This window comes from Pandoraea pulmonicola (genome assembly GCF_000815105.2).
GTDB classification, from domain to species: Bacteria; Pseudomonadota; Gammaproteobacteria; order Burkholderiales; family Burkholderiaceae; genus Pandoraea; species Pandoraea pulmonicola.
The window spans coordinates 4,210,389-4,226,550 of sequence record NZ_CP010310.2; the positions used below are offsets into that span (position 1 = coordinate 4,210,389).

13 protein-coding genes are annotated in these 16,162 nt (G+C 66.1%); 9 read left to right on the forward strand and 4 right to left on the reverse strand.

Annotated features, from left to right (window positions below; translation table 11 throughout):
• The first annotated feature begins 123 nt into the window (after positions 1-123).
• Positions 124-777 (forward strand): DUF1439 domain-containing protein, encoded by a 654-nt coding sequence (locus tag RO07_RS17890; RefSeq protein WP_335645801.1) that lies wholly within the window; start codon positions 124-126, stop codon positions 775-777.
• Between the two features lie 142 nt (positions 778-919).
• On the opposite strand, the gene RO07_RS17895 is transcribed toward RO07_RS17890, so the two are convergent.
• The 4 genes from RO07_RS17895 to RO07_RS17910 form a co-directional block, all read right to left on the reverse strand.
• Positions 920-1,345 carry an organic hydroperoxide resistance protein gene (locus RO07_RS17895; protein ID WP_039404554.1) on the reverse strand — a complete coding sequence of 142 codons (426 nt, stop codon included), beginning with the start codon at positions 1,343-1,345 and terminating at the stop codon, positions 920-922.
• Between the two features lie 353 nt (positions 1,346-1,698).
• A complete protein-coding gene (locus tag RO07_RS17900) occupies positions 1,699-2,283 on the reverse strand; it encodes a TetR/AcrR family transcriptional regulator (RefSeq protein WP_039404556.1) in 585 nt (194 codons plus the stop codon).
• 242 nt (positions 2,284-2,525) lie between these two features.
• Positions 2,526-4,700 carry a TonB-dependent siderophore receptor gene (locus RO07_RS17905; protein ID WP_167369455.1) on the reverse strand — a complete coding sequence of 725 codons (2,175 nt, stop codon included), beginning with the start codon at positions 4,698-4,700 and terminating at the stop codon, positions 2,526-2,528.
• Positions 4,701-4,966: 266 nt separating this feature from the next.
• The gene (locus tag RO07_RS17910; protein ID WP_052266695.1) at positions 4,967-5,899 is read right to left on the reverse strand and encodes a LysR family transcriptional regulator; all 933 of its coding nucleotides are present in this window, start codon (positions 5,897-5,899) and stop codon (positions 4,967-4,969) included.
• 151 nt (positions 5,900-6,050) lie between these two features.
• Here RO07_RS17910 and ilvD point away from each other — a divergent pair, with 151 nt between their 5' ends.
• The 8 genes from ilvD (at position 6,051) to RO07_RS17950 (ending at position 16,074) form a co-directional block, all read left to right on the forward strand.
• Positions 6,051-7,751 (forward strand): dihydroxy-acid dehydratase, encoded by a 1,701-nt coding sequence (gene ilvD, locus RO07_RS17915; protein WP_039404559.1) that lies wholly within the window; start codon positions 6,051-6,053, stop codon positions 7,749-7,751.
• Complete coding sequence (locus RO07_RS17920; protein WP_039404561.1) at positions 7,748-9,115, forward strand: MFS transporter; 1,368 nt, start codon at positions 7,748-7,750, stop codon at positions 9,113-9,115. The genes ilvD and RO07_RS17920 overlap by 4 nt, the downstream gene beginning before the upstream one ends.
• Before the next feature lie 41 nt (positions 9,116-9,156).
• Positions 9,157-10,035, forward strand: coding sequence for a TauD/TfdA dioxygenase family protein (locus tag RO07_RS17925; protein ID WP_237171287.1), 879 nt, complete (start codon positions 9,157-9,159; stop codon positions 10,033-10,035).
• A gap of 70 nt (positions 10,036-10,105) precedes the next feature.
• Positions 10,106-11,395, forward strand: coding sequence for an aconitase X (locus RO07_RS17930; protein WP_039404563.1), 1,290 nt, complete (start codon positions 10,106-10,108; stop codon positions 11,393-11,395).
• Positions 11,392-11,886 carry an aconitase X swivel domain-containing protein gene (locus tag RO07_RS17935; protein ID WP_052266696.1) on the forward strand — a complete coding sequence of 165 codons (495 nt, stop codon included), beginning with the start codon at positions 11,392-11,394 and terminating at the stop codon, positions 11,884-11,886. The genes RO07_RS17930 and RO07_RS17935 overlap by 4 nt, the downstream gene beginning before the upstream one ends.
• 18 nt (positions 11,887-11,904) lie before the next feature.
• Positions 11,905-13,203 (forward strand): FAD-dependent oxidoreductase, encoded by a 1,299-nt coding sequence (locus RO07_RS17940; protein ID WP_039404567.1) that lies wholly within the window; start codon positions 11,905-11,907, stop codon positions 13,201-13,203.
• Positions 13,204-13,357: 154 nt separating this feature from the next.
• On the forward strand, positions 13,358-14,737 hold the full coding sequence (locus RO07_RS17945) for an MFS transporter (RefSeq protein WP_039404570.1): 1,380 nt from the start codon (positions 13,358-13,360) through the stop codon (positions 14,735-14,737).
• 68 nt (positions 14,738-14,805) lie between these two features.
• Complete coding sequence (locus RO07_RS17950) at positions 14,806-16,074, forward strand: porin (RefSeq protein ID WP_084072679.1); 1,269 nt, start codon at positions 14,806-14,808, stop codon at positions 16,072-16,074.
• The last annotated feature ends 88 nt before the right edge of the window (positions 16,075-16,162 follow it).

Consider the following 16,162-nt stretch of genomic DNA (forward strand, 5'->3'; position numbering starts at 1 on the left):
GCGAGCCCTGCGGATCGCGAATGGCAAAACGCGGCGTCCAGAACGAATCCCCGCCGCGCGAGTCACATCTGCATCGACGTTCCCGGCACGGCCATGCCGCGCCCGCCCCCGGACATGCGCAACATGACTTCTCCCCGCTCGCCATATCGCTCACACCAGTTCGCCGGCCCCGACAGCCTCGAACCGCTCGGCACCACCGATCCGGCGCGTCGCGACGTGTTGCGCATGACGGCCGCCGGCCTGCTTGGCCTCCTGCTCGTTCCGTTCACGCGCCCGGCCGCCGCGGCCTACAACATCTGGACCGGCGAATACACGATGACGCGCAAGGAGATCGAGGCCGCCGTCGACAAGCGCTTTCCGACGACGCTCAACTACGGCCAGTTGCTGAGCGTCGAGCTGACACATCCGCGGATCGGCTTCAATCCGCAGGCCAATCGCGTCAACACGCAAGTCGATGCACAGTTGCAGAACGTGCTGCTGCAAGGCCAGCCGCTCAAAGGCGTGCTGGCGATCTCCAGCGCGTTGAAGTACGACCCGGTCAAACGCGCCATACTGCTCGACAATCCCAGCGTCGAGCGTGTGGATGTGAACGGCATGCCGCCCGCCTACGGACAGCAATTGACAGCTATCGGCGGCACCGTGGCGCAGCAGGTGCTCAATCAATATCCGCTCTACACGTTCAAGCCCGAGCAATTGCGCTACGGCGGACGCGAGGTCGAACCGGGCGCGATCACCGTGCTGCCCGACGGCATCAAGGTGGAAGTGAAGACGAAGTGACGGACGTGACGGTCGAACGGCAGCGGCGTCAGCGCGACATTCGCGCACCGGACACGCCACAACGAAAAAGGGCAGCCCGCGGGCTGCCCTTGTCACGACCGGGCGAGAGTCTCCGGCCGTCCTGACACAACGTTGACCTGGCTCAGACCACCGTCAGCGTCACGTCGATGTTGCCGCGCGTGGCGTTCGAGTACGGGCACACGACGTGGGCCTTTTGCACGAGCGCTTCGACCGTGGCGCGATCGACGCCCGGCACGCTGATCTTCAGTTCGGCCTGAATGCCGAAGCCCGTCGGGATCTGACCGATGCCCACGCTGCCATCGATTTTCGTGTCGGCAGGCAGTGCGATCTTTTCCTTGCCGGCGACGAACTTCAACGCGCCCAGGAAGCAGGCCGAATAACCGGCGGCGAACAATTGCTCCGGGTTGGTGCCGCCAACGCCGGGGCCGCCCATTTCCTTGGGCACCACCAGCTTGACGTCGAGCACGCCGTCGGACGAGACGGCACGGCCATCACGGCCTCCCGTGGCGGTGGCATGAGCGGTGTACAGCACTTTTTCGATCGACATGACGAACTCCTGGTAAGTAGACGAATTTCACTTCCAAACTTCGACCGCGGCAGCCGGACGCGCCCTCGCGGCGCCTCTGCAAACCCCACGATCAACCTGACATGCGCACATCCGACATCTAAGCAGACGCCAGATGCACGCGTGTGTTCCCGAGTCGACGATGCTGGCGAAATCCGCGCACAACGCCGTCGACGATCTTAATGCACCTGCTGGAACCCAACGGTGAACGCTCTCCGCCGCCCTGTCCCGTTTCCTGCAATCCAAAGAAATCTATCTACTGGAAGATAGATTTCGAATCCCAAATAAACGGGAGACTTCGCTCCCGTGACACCCGACCTCTTGCACTCTACGCCCTACACCCTACCGCACACGGACGCGACCACGTCTTCCAGTCGTGACGGCGCGCGAAACAGCCGCGATGCCATCACACTGCCCTGGAACCCCGCAAACAGCGCACGGGCGGTCGCTTCAGGCGACGACGTCAACAGCAGCGATCCTTCGCCCACGCCTTGCGCGAGCACCGTCGCCAACCACGCCTCGTGCTTCGCGAAGAACCGTTGTACGGCGTCGCGAACCGTTTCCGGCAGTGTCTCGATGTCCGCGGCGAGCATGCCGCACAGACAGATCCGATGTCCGTCCGCGGCAATCCGCCCAAACCCCTGCGCGTACTGCGAGAGCTTCTTCGCAGGGGGCAACCTCTCGTCGATGCCAGCCACGCCTTCGTCGATGGCCGCCTCGTAAGCCTTGATCGCTTCGAGCACCAAGTCTTCCTTGGCGGGGAAGTAGTAGTGGATGCTCGACGTCTTCACCCCGACGCGCTCGGCCAGATCCCGATAGCTGAAGCCGTTGTAGCCTCGCGTCATCAGGAACGTCTGCGCATGATCGAGCAGTTGGTCCCGGACGGACGATGCGGCTTGCGATGTCGTTTTGCGATTCATGGAACGGAGTTTATCTATCAGTAGATAGATAAACAAGTCCTTTCGTCGCTTTTGCCGATTGATTTTTTCGATGGACGGAATAGCGAGGGATGCGGCTTCTACCTTTGGCCGTCCGCAAAGAAAAACGGCGGCCGACCAGAACCGCCCCGCAAGCGTTGGACCGATGTCCAACGCCGAGGAGTCGCACTGACCGAGCCGCTGTATTGGCGGTGACGTCTACGCGCGTGCGCGTCGCGCGACGATCAGAAGTCGATCTTCGCGTTCAGGCTGACCATGCGCGGGTCGGCCGCCTTGATGTAGTTGTCGTACTGATACTCCCAGTACTTGCGGTTGGTGAGGTTGGTCACGGCTGCGCGCAACGTCACGTCCTTGCCCGCAACGCGCGTGCGGTAGGTCGCGCCGAGGTTGATCAACGTGTAACCCGAAACGGTCAGAGAGTTCTGCGGATTGAGCGCCGTGCGGCCGTTGTAGCGGATGTCGCCGCCGACCGACAGGCCGGGTACGTAGGGAATCTTGTACTCGACGTTGCCCGAGAGCACGAAGCGCGGCGCGCCGCCCACGCGATTGCCGTCGAAGCCGTTCGTGCGGGCGTACCAGCTGTCGAGCGCCATCGCGCTTGCGCCGACCGTCCACAGCGGGCCGAGCTTCACCGAGCCTGCGAGTTCGATCCCCTGGTAGATCGACTGACCGTCCGACACGCGGGCGTTGGCGCCGTTCGTGTAGACGGCGCCGCGCTCGATGCGGAAGAGCGCCGCCGTCGTGCTCCAGTTGCCCTGCTCCGTCTTCACGCCGACTTCGTACTGACGGCTCTTGAACGGGTTGAGCACCGCGCCGGCGTTCGCATAGGTCGAGCCGACCACTTCACCGGCTTCCAGCGCTTCCACGTAGCTCGCATAAGCCGTGGTGTTCGCCGCGAGCTTGTACATCACGGCGAGCGTCGGCGTGAACACACCGTTCGTCGAATACGTCGACAGCCCTTGCGCGTTGGTCTGGTTGTAATTCGTGAAGCGCACGCCGCCCAGCACCGACCAGCGTTCCGTAAGTTGCACCGTGTCGGCCGCGAAGACCGAGCGCTGTTCGATCGCGCTCGAGCGCTGCGCCTTCAGCGGGGAACCGTCGCCATGGAACTGGTACGACGCGCCCTGGTACAGATTGCCCGAGTACGTCGAGAAAATATTGCCCGGATTCGGCGTCGATGGGCTGTACAGGTACTGGTAGTCGTTCGTCTGGTATTGCGACGCGTAGCCGAACGTCAGGCTGTGCGTAAACGGTCCGGTGCGGACCTTGCCTTCGGCAGTGATCTGCCACGCGTGGAATGTATTGATTTCGTCGCCCAGATCGTTCAGGCCGCGGTAGTCGCCCGCGCCATTGAGCAGATACAGCGTGGCTTCGTTGCGGTCCCGCGTCGACTTGTTGTACGTGAAGTTGGCCGAAACCTTCCAGTCCGGATTGATCTGGTAATGCAGACCGGTGTTGTAGAACTGGGTGATCGTGTTCAGGTGCGTGGCCTGCGTCTGCAGATTGGCGTTCGATATGTCGATCGGACCCGGCAACTGGTTGCCCCGGAAGTTCGCCGTGGAGAGCGAGGGCGACGTGCCCGTCGCGCGCCGATCCTGGTACATCGCGTTGAAGTCCCACGTCAGGTCCGGGGTGATGCGCGCATCGAGCGCGAGCGAGACCGTGTCGCGGTTCAGGTTGCCATCGGTGTATGTGCGACCTTCCTCGTGCGTGTAGTTCAGACGGGCGCCGAACATGTCGTTCGGGCCGGCGCGGCCGCCCAGATCGACGTGCTCGCGCCAGATGCCGTCCGAATGGAAGCCCACGTCCACGCTGGCGATGCGCTCGTCCGTCGGCTTCTTGGTCACGTAGTTCACCACGCCGCCCGGCGCGACGAAACCGTACATGAATCCGGTGAGGCCCTTGAGCAGTTCCACGCGTTCGAACTGCTCGTAGGGCATCGTCACGCCGTAGGTCATCACCGGCATGCCGTCGAGCTTGAAACCGTATTGCCAGTCGATCGGCATGCCGCGCACGTAGATGTAGCCGGCCCACGCGTCGAAAGCGTTACTGCCGTCGGTGACCGACGCGTCCGTCGAGAACACGTCGCCGAGCTTGGCCGGCTGACGCTGTTCGAGCTGTTCCTGGCTCACCACCGTGGTCGAGAACGGCGTGTCGAGCTGGCTGCGCGAGCCGAGCGCGCCGGACTGCACCGGCTGCTTGAGATTCTGCGGCGTCTCGCGCAACACCGTACTCGTGACGGTGGTCGCGCTGAGTTCGGCCTGGGCGCCGACGCCCGTGCCTGCGGTGGCATCGGCGGCGGCAGGGCCAGCCGCACCGGCAGCGCCGCCCGGACTCGACTGAGCGAAAGCGGGGACCGCGGCGAAGACGAGGCAGGTGGCCAACGCCAGCGGCGCCATGGCGCTGCGAGGCAGGAAGGCGTCGCGCGCGACGAAGCGACCGTTCGCACGCGGCGTGCGAGGGGCGTGAACGAAAGACATGCTGGAATTCCCGTGTGACTAGTGAAATCTTTTTTATTAATGAGAATCGTTAACGTTCTCATTTAAGTTTTGGGATATTAACAAACCTCGGCGCGACGTCAACGAGTGTTGTCACGAGGTGGCAGCGACAGCACAGAAATACAACATTTCCAATCCTTACCGGCGTTCCGTGATATTGCGCGAGCTCACGCCTCGGGCGGCGCAGGCCGTCTCGGCGCGCTCACCAGCGTCGACATCACGTCGCGCATCCACGCGTTGGCCGGATCGTTGTGAAAGCGCGAATGCCAGTGCAGATGCAGATCGTAGGCGGGCACATTGAACGGCAACGGCACGAGTCTCACGCGGGCGAAGTCGGCAAACCGGCGACCGACCGAGAGCGGCACGGTGGCGATCATGTTCGAGTCGGCAACGATGAACGGCACGCCCATGTAGCGCGGCAGCGAGAGTCGCACGTTGCGATGCACGCCCAGCCGCTCCAGCGTTTTCTCGAAGTAATCGGCGCGACGCCCCTCCGGGCGCACCGCCACATGGTCGGCGGCCTCGTATTCCTCCTTCGTCATGGTCTGCCCGATGTCCGGATGGTCGACGCGCATCACGCACACGAACGAGTGCTGATACAGCAGCTTCTGGCGAATGGACGCGCTCTCCAGATCCGGAAACACCCCCACCGCGAGCGCGATGTCGCCCTCCGTCAGCCCGACTTCGAGCTCCTGCGGCGTGGGCGCGACCGTCTTGATCTTCACGTGCGGCGCCACGCTGTCCAGATGCTTCAGCAGGCGCGGCAGAAACACCATCTCGCCGATATCCGACATGCACATCACGAACGTCTCGCGTGAAGACGCCGGATGGAAGGTGGGCCGCGGCAGGATCTCATCCTGGATCAGATACAGCATGCGCGTGACCGGCTCGGCCAGTTCCTGCGCCCGCGCGGTCGGCTCCATGCCGCGTGCGGAGCGCACGAAGAGCGGATCGTCGAACATCAGGCGCAATTTCGAGAGCGCAAAGCTCATGGCCGGCTGGCTCAATCCGAGCACGATCCCCGCCTGCGTCACGCTGCGCGTGCGCATCATCGCATCGAAGGCCTTGAGCAGATTCAGGTCGACTTGGTGTATGTCCATCGAATATCCATATTTTGGATTTACCAAATAAATTGAATCGAATTGACGGATTATATTCGGCTACCTAGCATGAGTCACCGTCTTCGAGAGGCCCCGAAGAGTGCGTCCGGGACGGCGTTTTTCACCAAAAAAACGTTGGAGTGAGACAACCATGCCTCGTCGTTTGCGAAGCAATTTCCCCCGTGGTTCCTATCTGTGGGCGGTGCGTGCCGCTCAGTGGCGCGCCCTCGGCATCGCCGAAGAAGATCTCGAAAAACCGAAGATCGCCATCGTCAACTCGTCTTCCGAACTCGCCAGTTGCTTCAGCCATCTCGATGGCGTGGCCGCCGCCCTCAAGGAAGCCATCCGAGCCGCCGGCGCCCTGCCCTTCGAGATTCGCACGGCCGCGCCGAGCGACTTCATTACCGGCGCTGGTGCACGCGGCGCCTACATCCTGTCGGCCCGCGATCTCGTTACCAACGACATCGAAGTCGCCGTCGAAGGCGCGCTGCTCGACGGCATGGTATGCCTCGCCTCGTGCGACAAGACCGTGCCCGGTCAGTTGATGGCCGCCGCCCGACTCGACATCCCCAGCCTCATCGTCGCCTGCGGTTACCAGGCGAGCGGCGAATATCGCGGCAAGCACGTCGATATCGAAGACGTGTTCGTCGGCGCCATGCACGTCGTGACCGGCGACCTGCCGGTCGATGAACTCGTCGGCATGAGCCGCAACGCCATCCGCGGACCGGGCGTGTGCTCGGGCCTCGGCACGGCGAACTCGATGCACCTCGTGTGCGAAGCCCTCGGCATGGCGCTGCCCGGCAGCACGCCGGTGGCGGCCAACAGCGCGCGGATGTTCGAGACGGTGCGCGAGGCAGGCAAGCGTATCGTCGAGATGGTCGAGGCCGATCTCACGCCGCGCCGGATTCTCACCCCCGGCGCGTTTGCCAACGCCGCCATGGCGGTGCTCGCCGTGGGCGGCTCGATCAACAGCGTCAAGCACCTGCAGGCAGTCGCCGCCGAAGCGCAGTGCGACGTCGACGTCTATCACCTGTTCGAATCGCTGGCCGACCGGATTCCCGTGCTCACGGGCATCCGCCCCGTCGGCGAGGACACCATCGAGGCGTTCGACGCCGCCGGCGGCTCACGCGGCGTACTGCGCCGTCTGCTGCCGTGGCTGCACGGCGATGCGCTCACCGTCAGTGGCACGACCATGGCGCAGAACGTGCAGGACGCGCCGATTCACGACGACGACGTGATCCGCCCGATCGAGCGCCCCTTCGCGTCGCGCCCGGCCATCGTGTTGCTGCGCGGCAACCTCGCGCCGGAAGCGGGCATCGTGAAGTTCGGCATCTCGCCCGACAAGGCGCGTCGCTTCGAAGGCTCGGCGCTTTGCTTCGATACGTCGGACGCCGCCATCGAGGCGCTGCGTCGCGGCGACATTCGTCCGGGTCACGTGGTAGTGATGCGCGGAGCAGGCGTGTGCGGCGGCCCGGCCATGGGCGGCGGCGCGTCGCGCGTGGTGTTCGCCATCGACGGCGCCGGACTGAGCGAGTCGGTCGCACTGCTCACCGACGGCCATCTCTCCGGGCTCGTGTGCAAGGGGCTCGTGGTGGCGGAGATCGCTCCCGAAGCCGCCACCGGCGGCCCGCTGGCGCTCGTGCGCGATGGCGACACCATCGTCATCGATCTCGATACGCGACGCTGCGATGCGTTGCTCGACGAGGCGCAATGGGCCGAGCGCCGCGAACAGTGGCGCGCACCGGCGGCCAGCGCCCAACGCGGCTGGCTGAAGCTGTATCGCGAGAACGTCTCGTCGATGCCGCGGGGCGCCGTGCTGAGCGGTCGCAGCGACGACGGAGAACACGCATGAGCGCCCCGGCCGCGGTCGACGTCGATCAGATCGTCGAGACACAGAAGGTCGGCGGTTTCTCGATTCGCATCATCGTTCTGATGGGGCTGATGATGCTCACCGAGGGCTACGACCTCGGCGCCCTGTCGTTCGCCGCACCGGCCATCGGCCGCGCCTGGGGCATCGACCGCGGGGCGCTCGGCCCGGCGTTCGGTGCGTTCGTCTTCGGCACGATGCTCGGGGCGTTCGTCCTCGGTTACCTGGGCGACGTGATCGGACGCAAGCGCGCGATTCTCGTCGGTTCGAGCATTCTCGCCGTGTTCACGCTGGCCGTGGTGTTCGCGAGCGACCTGCGCACGCTGCTCGTGCTGCGCTTCATCGCGGGTGTCGGCATCGGCGGCGTCGTGCCCAACGCCATCGCGTACATGACGGAATTCGCGCCGCGCCGCCTGCGTGCCACGTGGGTCACGCTGATGTACACGGGATACAGCGTGGGCACCGGTCTGGGCGGCTTGGTCGCCGCGTGGATGATTCCGCACTTCGGCTGGCAGGCGATCTTCGTCATCGGCGGGGTGGGGCCGTTGCTGGCCGCCGTCATGCTGGTGCTCTGGGTGCCGGAGTCGATCCGCTTTCTCGCGCTCAAGAGGCGCCGCGCCGACGAGATCGCCCGCGTCGCCGCGCGGCTTCATCCCGGCAAGGTCTTCAACGCACAGATGCGGTACGTGGTCGGCAGCGAGGCGTCGGGCACGCAGCACGCCCGTCTGCGGGAACTCCTTGCCGGCCGACTGCGGCGCATCACCCCCATGCTGTGGGCCGTCTACGTGGCGAACTCGATGGCGCTGTTCTTCCTCGTGAGCTGGCTGCCGATGCTCATCGAAGCCATCGGCGTGCCGCCGGCGCGTGCGGCACTCGTATCCAGCGCCTTTTCCGTCGGCGGCACCATCGGCGGGCTGGCGTTGATGCGCTTCGTCGACACGCGTGGCGCGCTGATCGTCGCGGTGCTGCCGGTGATCGGCTGCCCGCTCGTGGCCGCCCTCGGCTCGGGTATCCCGGAAAGCGCCCTGATCGCAGCGGTCTTCATGATCGGCTTTTGCGTCGTCGGCGCGCAGTTCGGCCTGAACGCCGTGGCGGCGATGGTCTATCCCACGGCCTTGCGCGCCAAGGGCGTGGGCGTGGCGGTCGGCATTCAGAAGATCGGCGCCATCGCGGGCCCGGTCATCGGCGGCGCCCTGCTCTCGCTTCACTGGCCCGTCAGCGCGCTGTTCTACTTCGGCGCCGTGCCGGTCGGCCTTGTGGCGATCTTCGCCTTCGCACTCGGCATGCTCCATCGCCACGACGGCGGCGAGCCGGAAGACGCCGCGCCGCATCCCGCCAGGTCCGCGTAAGTGCACCAGCGTCACCCACAGAACATTCCACAGGAGACAACATGCTTCACGTCACTGCGATGCGCGCGTCGACGGCGAACGCGAGCCCGACGCCCGCCGACTTCGTCGGCCTCGTGCACGACTTCGATACCGCGGCGCCAGTTGGCCCCGACACCGCGCGCGCCATCGACGACGCGATGACGCGCTACGGCGTGCTCGTGTTTCGCGGGCAGTCGCTCACGCCGCGGCAGCAGCTCGACTTCGCCAGCGCGCTCGGCCCGCTCGACGTCGGCTTCAAGCGCGTGGCCAGGCCGCACAACCGCCTCGGCCACGACACGCTCGCCGACATCTCCAATCTCGACGAGAGCGGCGCGATCGCCAGTCGCGAGCATCGCCGCATCGTCGGCAACATCGCCAACCAGTTGTGGCACAGCGACAGTTCGTTCCAGCGCCCCTCGGCCCGCTACTCGATGCTCTACGCCGTGGTGGTGCCGCCCGTGGGCGGAGAGACGGAGTTCGCCGACATGCGTGCCGCGTTCGAAGCGTTGCCGGCCGATCAGCAGGCGTCGCTGCGCGAACTGGAGGCCGAGCACGATGCCCTGCACTCGCGCTTCTTTCTCGGCGACACCGAGTACGACGACGCGCAGCGCGCCGCGATTCCACCGACGGTCTGGCCGCTGGTGCGCCGGCATCCGGGCGGGCGGTCGTCGCTCTTCATCGGCGCGCATGCGAGTCGCATTCTCGACATGACGCTCGCCGAAGGCCGCATGTTGCTGCTCGATCTGCTCGAGCACGCCACGCAGCCGGCGTTCGTCTATCGACACACGTGGCAGCCCGGCGATCTGGTGATGTGGGACAACCGCTGCACGTTGCATCGCGGCCGGCGCTTCGATCTCTCGCAGCGCCGCGAGTTGCGACGCGCCACCACGCTCGATGCCTGAGACGCCTGGACGTCCACGACCCACGCTAATTTCGCCCCCGTCATCGGTCTTCACCAAGGAGTTTCCTCTCATGCAATTGACCTCCGACGAGCAAGCCATGCTCGACGGCGCCCAAGGCCCCGCCGTACAAAAGGCCATGGATCTGCTGGTGCGCTATGGCGAGGCGCTCGGTGCCGAGCGCCTCGTCGACACCAACAACGTGTGCGGCACGCTGGGCGCCACCACGCCGTTCCTGCGTGACTTCGGCACGCGCGGCGGCGCGCTCGATCTCGACGCCGTGTTCTCCGAGTTCAACCTGGACAGCGCCGAAGTCGTGCCCGTGCCGCCGATGAAGGCCTACAGCAGCCATCTCCAGCAGGGCTTCGATCCCGAGCACGCCGAGCGACAGGGCATTGCGCCGGAAGTCGTCAAGCTGTATCGCGCGGGAGAGGCGTACGCCGGCCGGCTCGGCGTGCAACCGCTGCACACGTGCGCCCCCTACCAAGTCGGCAACGTGCCCGTGCGCGGCGAGCATTGCGCCTGGATGGAATCGTCGGCCGTGGTGTACATCAACGCGGTGCTCGGCGCGCGCAGCAACGCCGAAGGACGCGAGAGCGCGGGCGCCGCCATGGTCACCGGCAAGATCCCGTACTGGGGCCTGCACCTCACGGAGAACCGCTACGGCACCGACCTCGTGCAGGTGGACGTGCCGATCGACAACGTCTTCGAATGGGGACTGCTCGGCTATTACGTCGGCGAAGTCGTCTCGGAGGGCATTCCCGTGGTGCAGGGCATTCACGGGCCGGCCAACCTGCCGCGCTTGAAGCACTTCGGCGCCGCGGCCGCGTCCTCCGGCGGCGTCGAGATGTATCACATCGTCGGCATGACGCCCGAGGCGCGCACGCTCGACGAAGCGTTGGGCCCGCGCAAGCCGCGCCAGACGCTGCGCTACGGCCCCGCCGAACGACGTCTCGCCTACGAGCACGTGAACACCACCGCGCGCGATCGCGACGTCGACTTCGTGATGCTCGGCTGCCCACACTACTCCATCGAACAGATCTGGGAAGTCTGCCAACTGCTCGAAGGCCAGAAGGTGCACGAGAACACCGAACTGTGGATCTTCACGCCGCGCGCCACACGGCAACTGGCGGACCAGGCGGGCTACACGCGAATCATCGAAGCGGCCGGTGCGCACCTGATGAGCGACACGTGCTCCGCGCTCGGACGCGTCATGCCCAAGGGAACGCGCGTGGCCGCCGTCGACTCGGCCAAGCAGGCGCATTACCTGCCGGCCATCATGAACATTCAGGCATGGTGCGGCACCACCGCCGAGTGCATTTCGGCCGCCGTCAGCGGTCGCTGGACAGGAGCGCTGGCATGAGCACCACAACGCAGATCAAGCCACAGGACGCCTCGCAAACTTCCGGCACTCGCGAGACGCAGACCTTCGTGCTGCATGGCCGGCACGTCGTCGGCGGCCGCGCCGAGGGCGAAGCGCTCGTCACGCGCGATCGCATCTCCGGCTGGGGCGGTATCGACCCGCGCACCGGCACGGTCATCGAGACGCGCCACGAACTTCGCGGCGTGAGCTTCGCCGGCAAGGTGCTGGTGTTCCCCGGCGCGAAAGGCTCGTCGGGATGGTCGAGCCAGTTCCACATCGCACGGCTGGCCGGCACCGCGCCCATTGCCATGCTGTTCAACGAGATGACGACCAAGATGGCGCTCGGCGCCGTCGTCACGCACGCCCCCGCGCTGACCGACTTCGATCGCGATCCGCTCTCGCTCATCCAGACAGGTGACTGGGTGGTCGTCGACGCCGATCGCGGCGTGGTCGAAGTGACCCGGCGCGTCGCAACCCCTTCCCTGACCTAGTTTTCACTGGAGAGACCCTTGGACACCAATATTCGCGTGGTACGCCGCGCGACCCACACGCCTGCGTGGCACGTCGACGCCGACATCTGCATCGTCGGCGCGGGCATCTCGGGCACTTCGGCCGCCCTCGAAGCGGCCGCGCTCGGCCGCAAGGTCGTGCTCGTCGACAGCCTGCCCGCACTCGGCGGCCAGGCCGTCAACTCGATCATCGGCACCTTCTGCGGCTTGTTCTCGAACGGACCGAAGCGCTTTCAGGTCACGCACGGGATTGCCGACGGCATCCTGCGCGACCTCGGCGCGCAAGGCGCGCTGCACTACAAGGAAGGCCCGCTCACGACCGTGGTGCTGTATGACGAAGTCGCGCTGTCGCGCTGGATCGAGCGGAAGATTCTCGAAGCGGGCGTCACCGTGATCCTCGGCGCCGTCATCGGCCACGTCGCCACGGAGGGCCGCCGCGTGCAACGCGTGACGCTCGCCACGCGCTACGGCGACGTGCACGTCGACGCCAAGGGCTTCGTCGACGCCAGCGGCGACGCGGCGCTCGCCTGGAACGCCGGGCTGTCGTGCCGCGAGCCGGCCACGCCCGTGCACGGCACGCAAATGGTCGTGCTCGAAGGGCTCGACGAAACGCACGCGCCGACGCCGGTCGAGTTCAAGGAACGCGTGGCGAGCCGCGCGAACGCCTACGGCCTGGAGCGCAAGGACGGACTCGTGTTCTATTTCCGCGGCCGCAACATCGGCATCGCGAACATGACGCACATCGAAACGCCGCTCGAGCCGGTGGCCGCTTCCCACACGGCGCTCGTCGGCCGCGATCAGGCGGACCGCTCCTTCGAATTCCTCAAGGCGGAATACCCCGAGGTCTATCGCAACGCGCGCATTCGCAGCTACGGGCTGCCGGGCATCCGGCAAACGCGCTGGATCGTCGGCACCCACACGTTGACGTCCGACGAAGTGATCTCGGCCAGACAGTTCCCCGACGCGGTGGCGCGCACCTCGTGGCCGATCGAACTGCACGACCGTCCGGAGGGCTACGTGTGGCAACCGTTCGGCGACGACCATCTGCACACCGTGCCGCTGGGCAGCCTGCTCGCGGCGGACGCCGACAACGTGGTCGCCGCCGGCCGCTGCATCGACGCCGACGCGAGCGCGCTGTCGAGCGTGCGCGTGATGGGGCCGTGCATCGCGATGGGCGCCGCGGCGGCGCACGCGCTCGATCTGGCAGATACGGGCAGCGTTCACGATATCGACCGCGCGGAGCTGCGCCGTCGCATCGCGGACAACGTCGAGCGGATCGACCCGCCGCATTTGTCGTGACGCGGCGCGAGCATCGCGGCAGGACGTCGTAATGACGTCATGACGTAGCGAAGTAACGACGTATTGAAACTTGCCGGGCAGGCCGCACGAAGATACGCGGCCACCCGGCTTCCTGAAGCCGGCGCTTACGGGCGATCCGGCATATGGAGGAGACATGGCAACGCTGCAATCGATGGATATTTCGCGTCTCATCGACGCACAAAAGCCCGGGCGCTTCGCATTTCTGACGATCTTCTGCGCCTGGATTCTGATGCTCACCGACGGCTACGAGCTCACCGCCCTCGCCTACGCCGCGCCGTCGCTCGTGCGCGACTGGCAGATTCCGCGCGCCGCGCTCGGCCCGGCCTTCGGCATCAACGTGTTCGGGATCATGGTCGGCTCGATCCTGTTCGGCATTCTCGGCGATCGTTACGGGCGCAAGCGCGCCCTGCTTTGGGGGGCGCTCTGGTACGGCGTGCTCACGCTCGTGACGGTCGAGGCGACCACCATCGACCATCTGCTGATCCTGCGCTTTCTCGCCGGGATAGGCATCGGCGGCGCGGTGCCCAATGCGTTCGTGCTGATCTCGGAGTTCGCACCCAAGCGGCTGCGCGCGACCTGGGTGACGCTGATGTTTACCGGCTACACGCTTGGCGCGAGCCTTGGGGGCGCCGTCGCCGCCGTGCTCGTCGGCCCGTACGGATGGCAGGCCATTTTCCTCATCGGCGGGATCGCGCCACTCGCGGTGGCCGCCGTGCTGGCGGTGGTGATGCCCGAGTCGCTGCGCTTTCTCGTGCTCAAGGGCTGGCGTCCCGCCGAGGTCGTCCGGCTCGTGCGCAAGATCGATCCAACGGCCGACGTCGACCTGTCCACGCGCTTCTATGTCGGCGACGAACCCGCGCCCGCGCCGTTCCGTTGGGCGATGCTGTTCGAGGGACGCCTGCGCACGCTCACGCCGGTGCTGTGGCTTGCCTACATCGCCAACTCGATGGCCCTGTTCGCGCTGCAGAACTGGCTGCCGATTCTCGTGGAAGCCGTCGGCGTGCCGGCCAGGCAAGCCGCCCTGGTCTCGGCCATGTTCTCCATCGGCGGCACGGCCGGCGGGCTCGCCCTGATGCGATTCATCGACCGCTACGGCGCGCGCATGATCGTGTTCCTGCCGCTCGTCGGATGCCCGCTCGTCGCGCTGCTCGGCAGCGGCATGCCGGCGATGCTGCTGACCGCCGTGGTGTTCCTCGTAGGGTTCTGCGTGGCCGGCACACAGTCGGGGCTCAACGCCGTGGCGCCGACGGTCTACCCGAGCGCGATCCGGGGCAAGGGCACGGGCACCGCCATCGGCGTGGCCAAGGTCGGCTCGATCTCGGGGCCGATGATCGGCGGCCTGCTGCTCTCGCTGTCGCTGCCGGTCTCCACGCTGTTCGTGGCGGCCGCCGTGCCCGTCGCCGTCGTCGTACTGCTCGCCCTCGTGCTCGGGCGCACGACGCGTCATGGCGATGCGCAGGGCGGCGCGGACGAGCCGTCGGCATCGACGGCCTCGGCCGCGGCAAAAAACTGACGCGCGTTCGTGGATCGCTCAGGCACACGACACAACACCCGCTCGTTACAAGACAAACAGGAGACAACATGATCCAACGCCCTCTGCGCGTGGGACGGCCCTTCTCGTCCTCACGCAAACGCAACGCGCGCCTTGCTTGCACGCCATTTCGCGTCGCCGCGGCGGCCTTCATCGCGGCAAGCCTCGGCCCAAGCCCGCTGCCGGCGCTCGCACAAAGCTCGGTGCAGCTCTACGGCATCATCGACAACGGCATCGGCTACACGAACAATGTCGCCTCGAGCGTGGGCGCCAAAGGCGCGAGCCGCGTGGGTCTGGCGACCGGCTTCGGCAGCGGCGACCGCTTCGGTCTGACGGGCAGCGAGGATCTCGGCGACGGCACCAAGGCCATCTTCACGCTCGAGAACGGTTTCAGCGGCATCAACGGCGCGCTCGGGCAAGGCGGACGCATGTTCGGCCGGCAGGCCTTCGCCGGTCTGTCGAATCCGCGCTGGGGCACGCTCACCTTCGGGCGCCAATACGAATTCGGCTTCGTCTATCTGTCGCCGTTCGAATCGTGGACGCAGTTCGGCAGTATCTACGGCGCGCACGTGGGCGACGTCGACAATACCTTCTCGACGTTCCGCCTGAACCAGTCGGTCAAGTACGAATACTCGCCGATGGCCGGCCTGACGCTGGGCGCGCTGTATGCATTCAGCAACCAGAGCGCCAGCTCGGCCGGCAACGGCTTCGCGAACAACCGCGCGCTCGGTCTCGGCATCCAGTTTCAGCGCGGGCCGATCGCCGCGGCGGCGAGCTTCCTGCATCTGAGCAATCCGTCGGCGTCGGCGGCCACATCGACCAACCCGGGCGGCGCGATCGGCGACGAATACACGTTGTCGACCAGCCTGTTCTTCAACTCGGGCTTCGTCTCGCGCCAGGATGTGATCGGCGTTGCCGGCAGCTACAGCTTCGGCAATGCGCGCGTGAGCGCCGTCTTCACCGATACGCGGCTGCGCTACCAGAACGGACAGAACATGCGCGTGGACAACTACGAAATCAACACGCGCTACCAGTTCACGCCGGCGATCATGGCGGGCATCGGCTACATCTTCACCGATGCTTCGGGCTACACCGGCGCGGGCGCGACGTCCTTCGCCTCGGGCACGCGCCCGCGCTGGCATCAGATCGACGCGGGGGCGGCCTATTACTTCTCCAAGCGCACCGACCTGCATGCGTCCGTGATCTATCAGCGTGCCGCGGGCGATGCGACGGTGGCCGCGATCAATGCGTTCGGCCCGGCCGGCGCCGGCGTGAAAAATCAGGTGGCCGTGCTCGCGGGGCTGCGCCATCGGTTCTGATCGCATAGAAGACGTCGCAGTTGACGGGAACTCCGGCGGTTGGCAGGTACCGATAAGGGTTTGGCGATGGGCGAAAGTGAAGCTCGGA

What these genes read in the sequence shown, in the direction of transcription:
- RO07_RS17890 (WP_335645801.1), top strand. Translation starts at nt 124, where the DNA reads ATGACTTCTCCCCGCTCGCCATATCGCTCACACCAGTTCGCCGGCCCC.
- RO07_RS17895 (WP_039404554.1), bottom strand. Translation starts at nt 1,345, where the DNA reads ATGTCGATCGAAAAAGTGCTGTACACCGCTCATGCCACCGCCACGGGA.
- RO07_RS17900 (WP_039404556.1), bottom strand. Translation starts at nt 2,283, where the DNA reads ATGAATCGCAAAACGACATCGCAAGCCGCATCGTCCGTCCGGGACCAA.
- RO07_RS17905 (WP_167369455.1), bottom strand. Translation starts at nt 4,700, where the DNA reads ATGGCGCCGCTGGCGTTGGCCACCTGCCTCGTCTTCGCCGCGGTCCCC.
- RO07_RS17910 (WP_052266695.1), bottom strand. Translation starts at nt 5,899, where the DNA reads ATGGACATACACCAAGTCGACCTGAATCTGCTCAAGGCCTTCGATGCG.
- ilvD (WP_039404559.1), top strand. Translation starts at nt 6,051, where the DNA reads ATGCCTCGTCGTTTGCGAAGCAATTTCCCCCGTGGTTCCTATCTGTGG.
- RO07_RS17920 (WP_039404561.1), top strand. Translation starts at nt 7,748, where the DNA reads ATGAGCGCCCCGGCCGCGGTCGACGTCGATCAGATCGTCGAGACACAG.
- RO07_RS17925 (WP_237171287.1), top strand. Translation starts at nt 9,157, where the DNA reads ATGCTTCACGTCACTGCGATGCGCGCGTCGACGGCGAACGCGAGCCCG.
- RO07_RS17930 (WP_039404563.1), top strand. Translation starts at nt 10,106, where the DNA reads ATGCAATTGACCTCCGACGAGCAAGCCATGCTCGACGGCGCCCAAGGC.
- RO07_RS17935 (WP_052266696.1), top strand. Translation starts at nt 11,392, where the DNA reads ATGAGCACCACAACGCAGATCAAGCCACAGGACGCCTCGCAAACTTCC.
- RO07_RS17945 (WP_039404570.1), top strand. Translation starts at nt 13,358, where the DNA reads ATGGCAACGCTGCAATCGATGGATATTTCGCGTCTCATCGACGCACAA.
- RO07_RS17950 (WP_084072679.1), top strand. Translation starts at nt 14,806, where the DNA reads ATGATCCAACGCCCTCTGCGCGTGGGACGGCCCTTCTCGTCCTCACGC.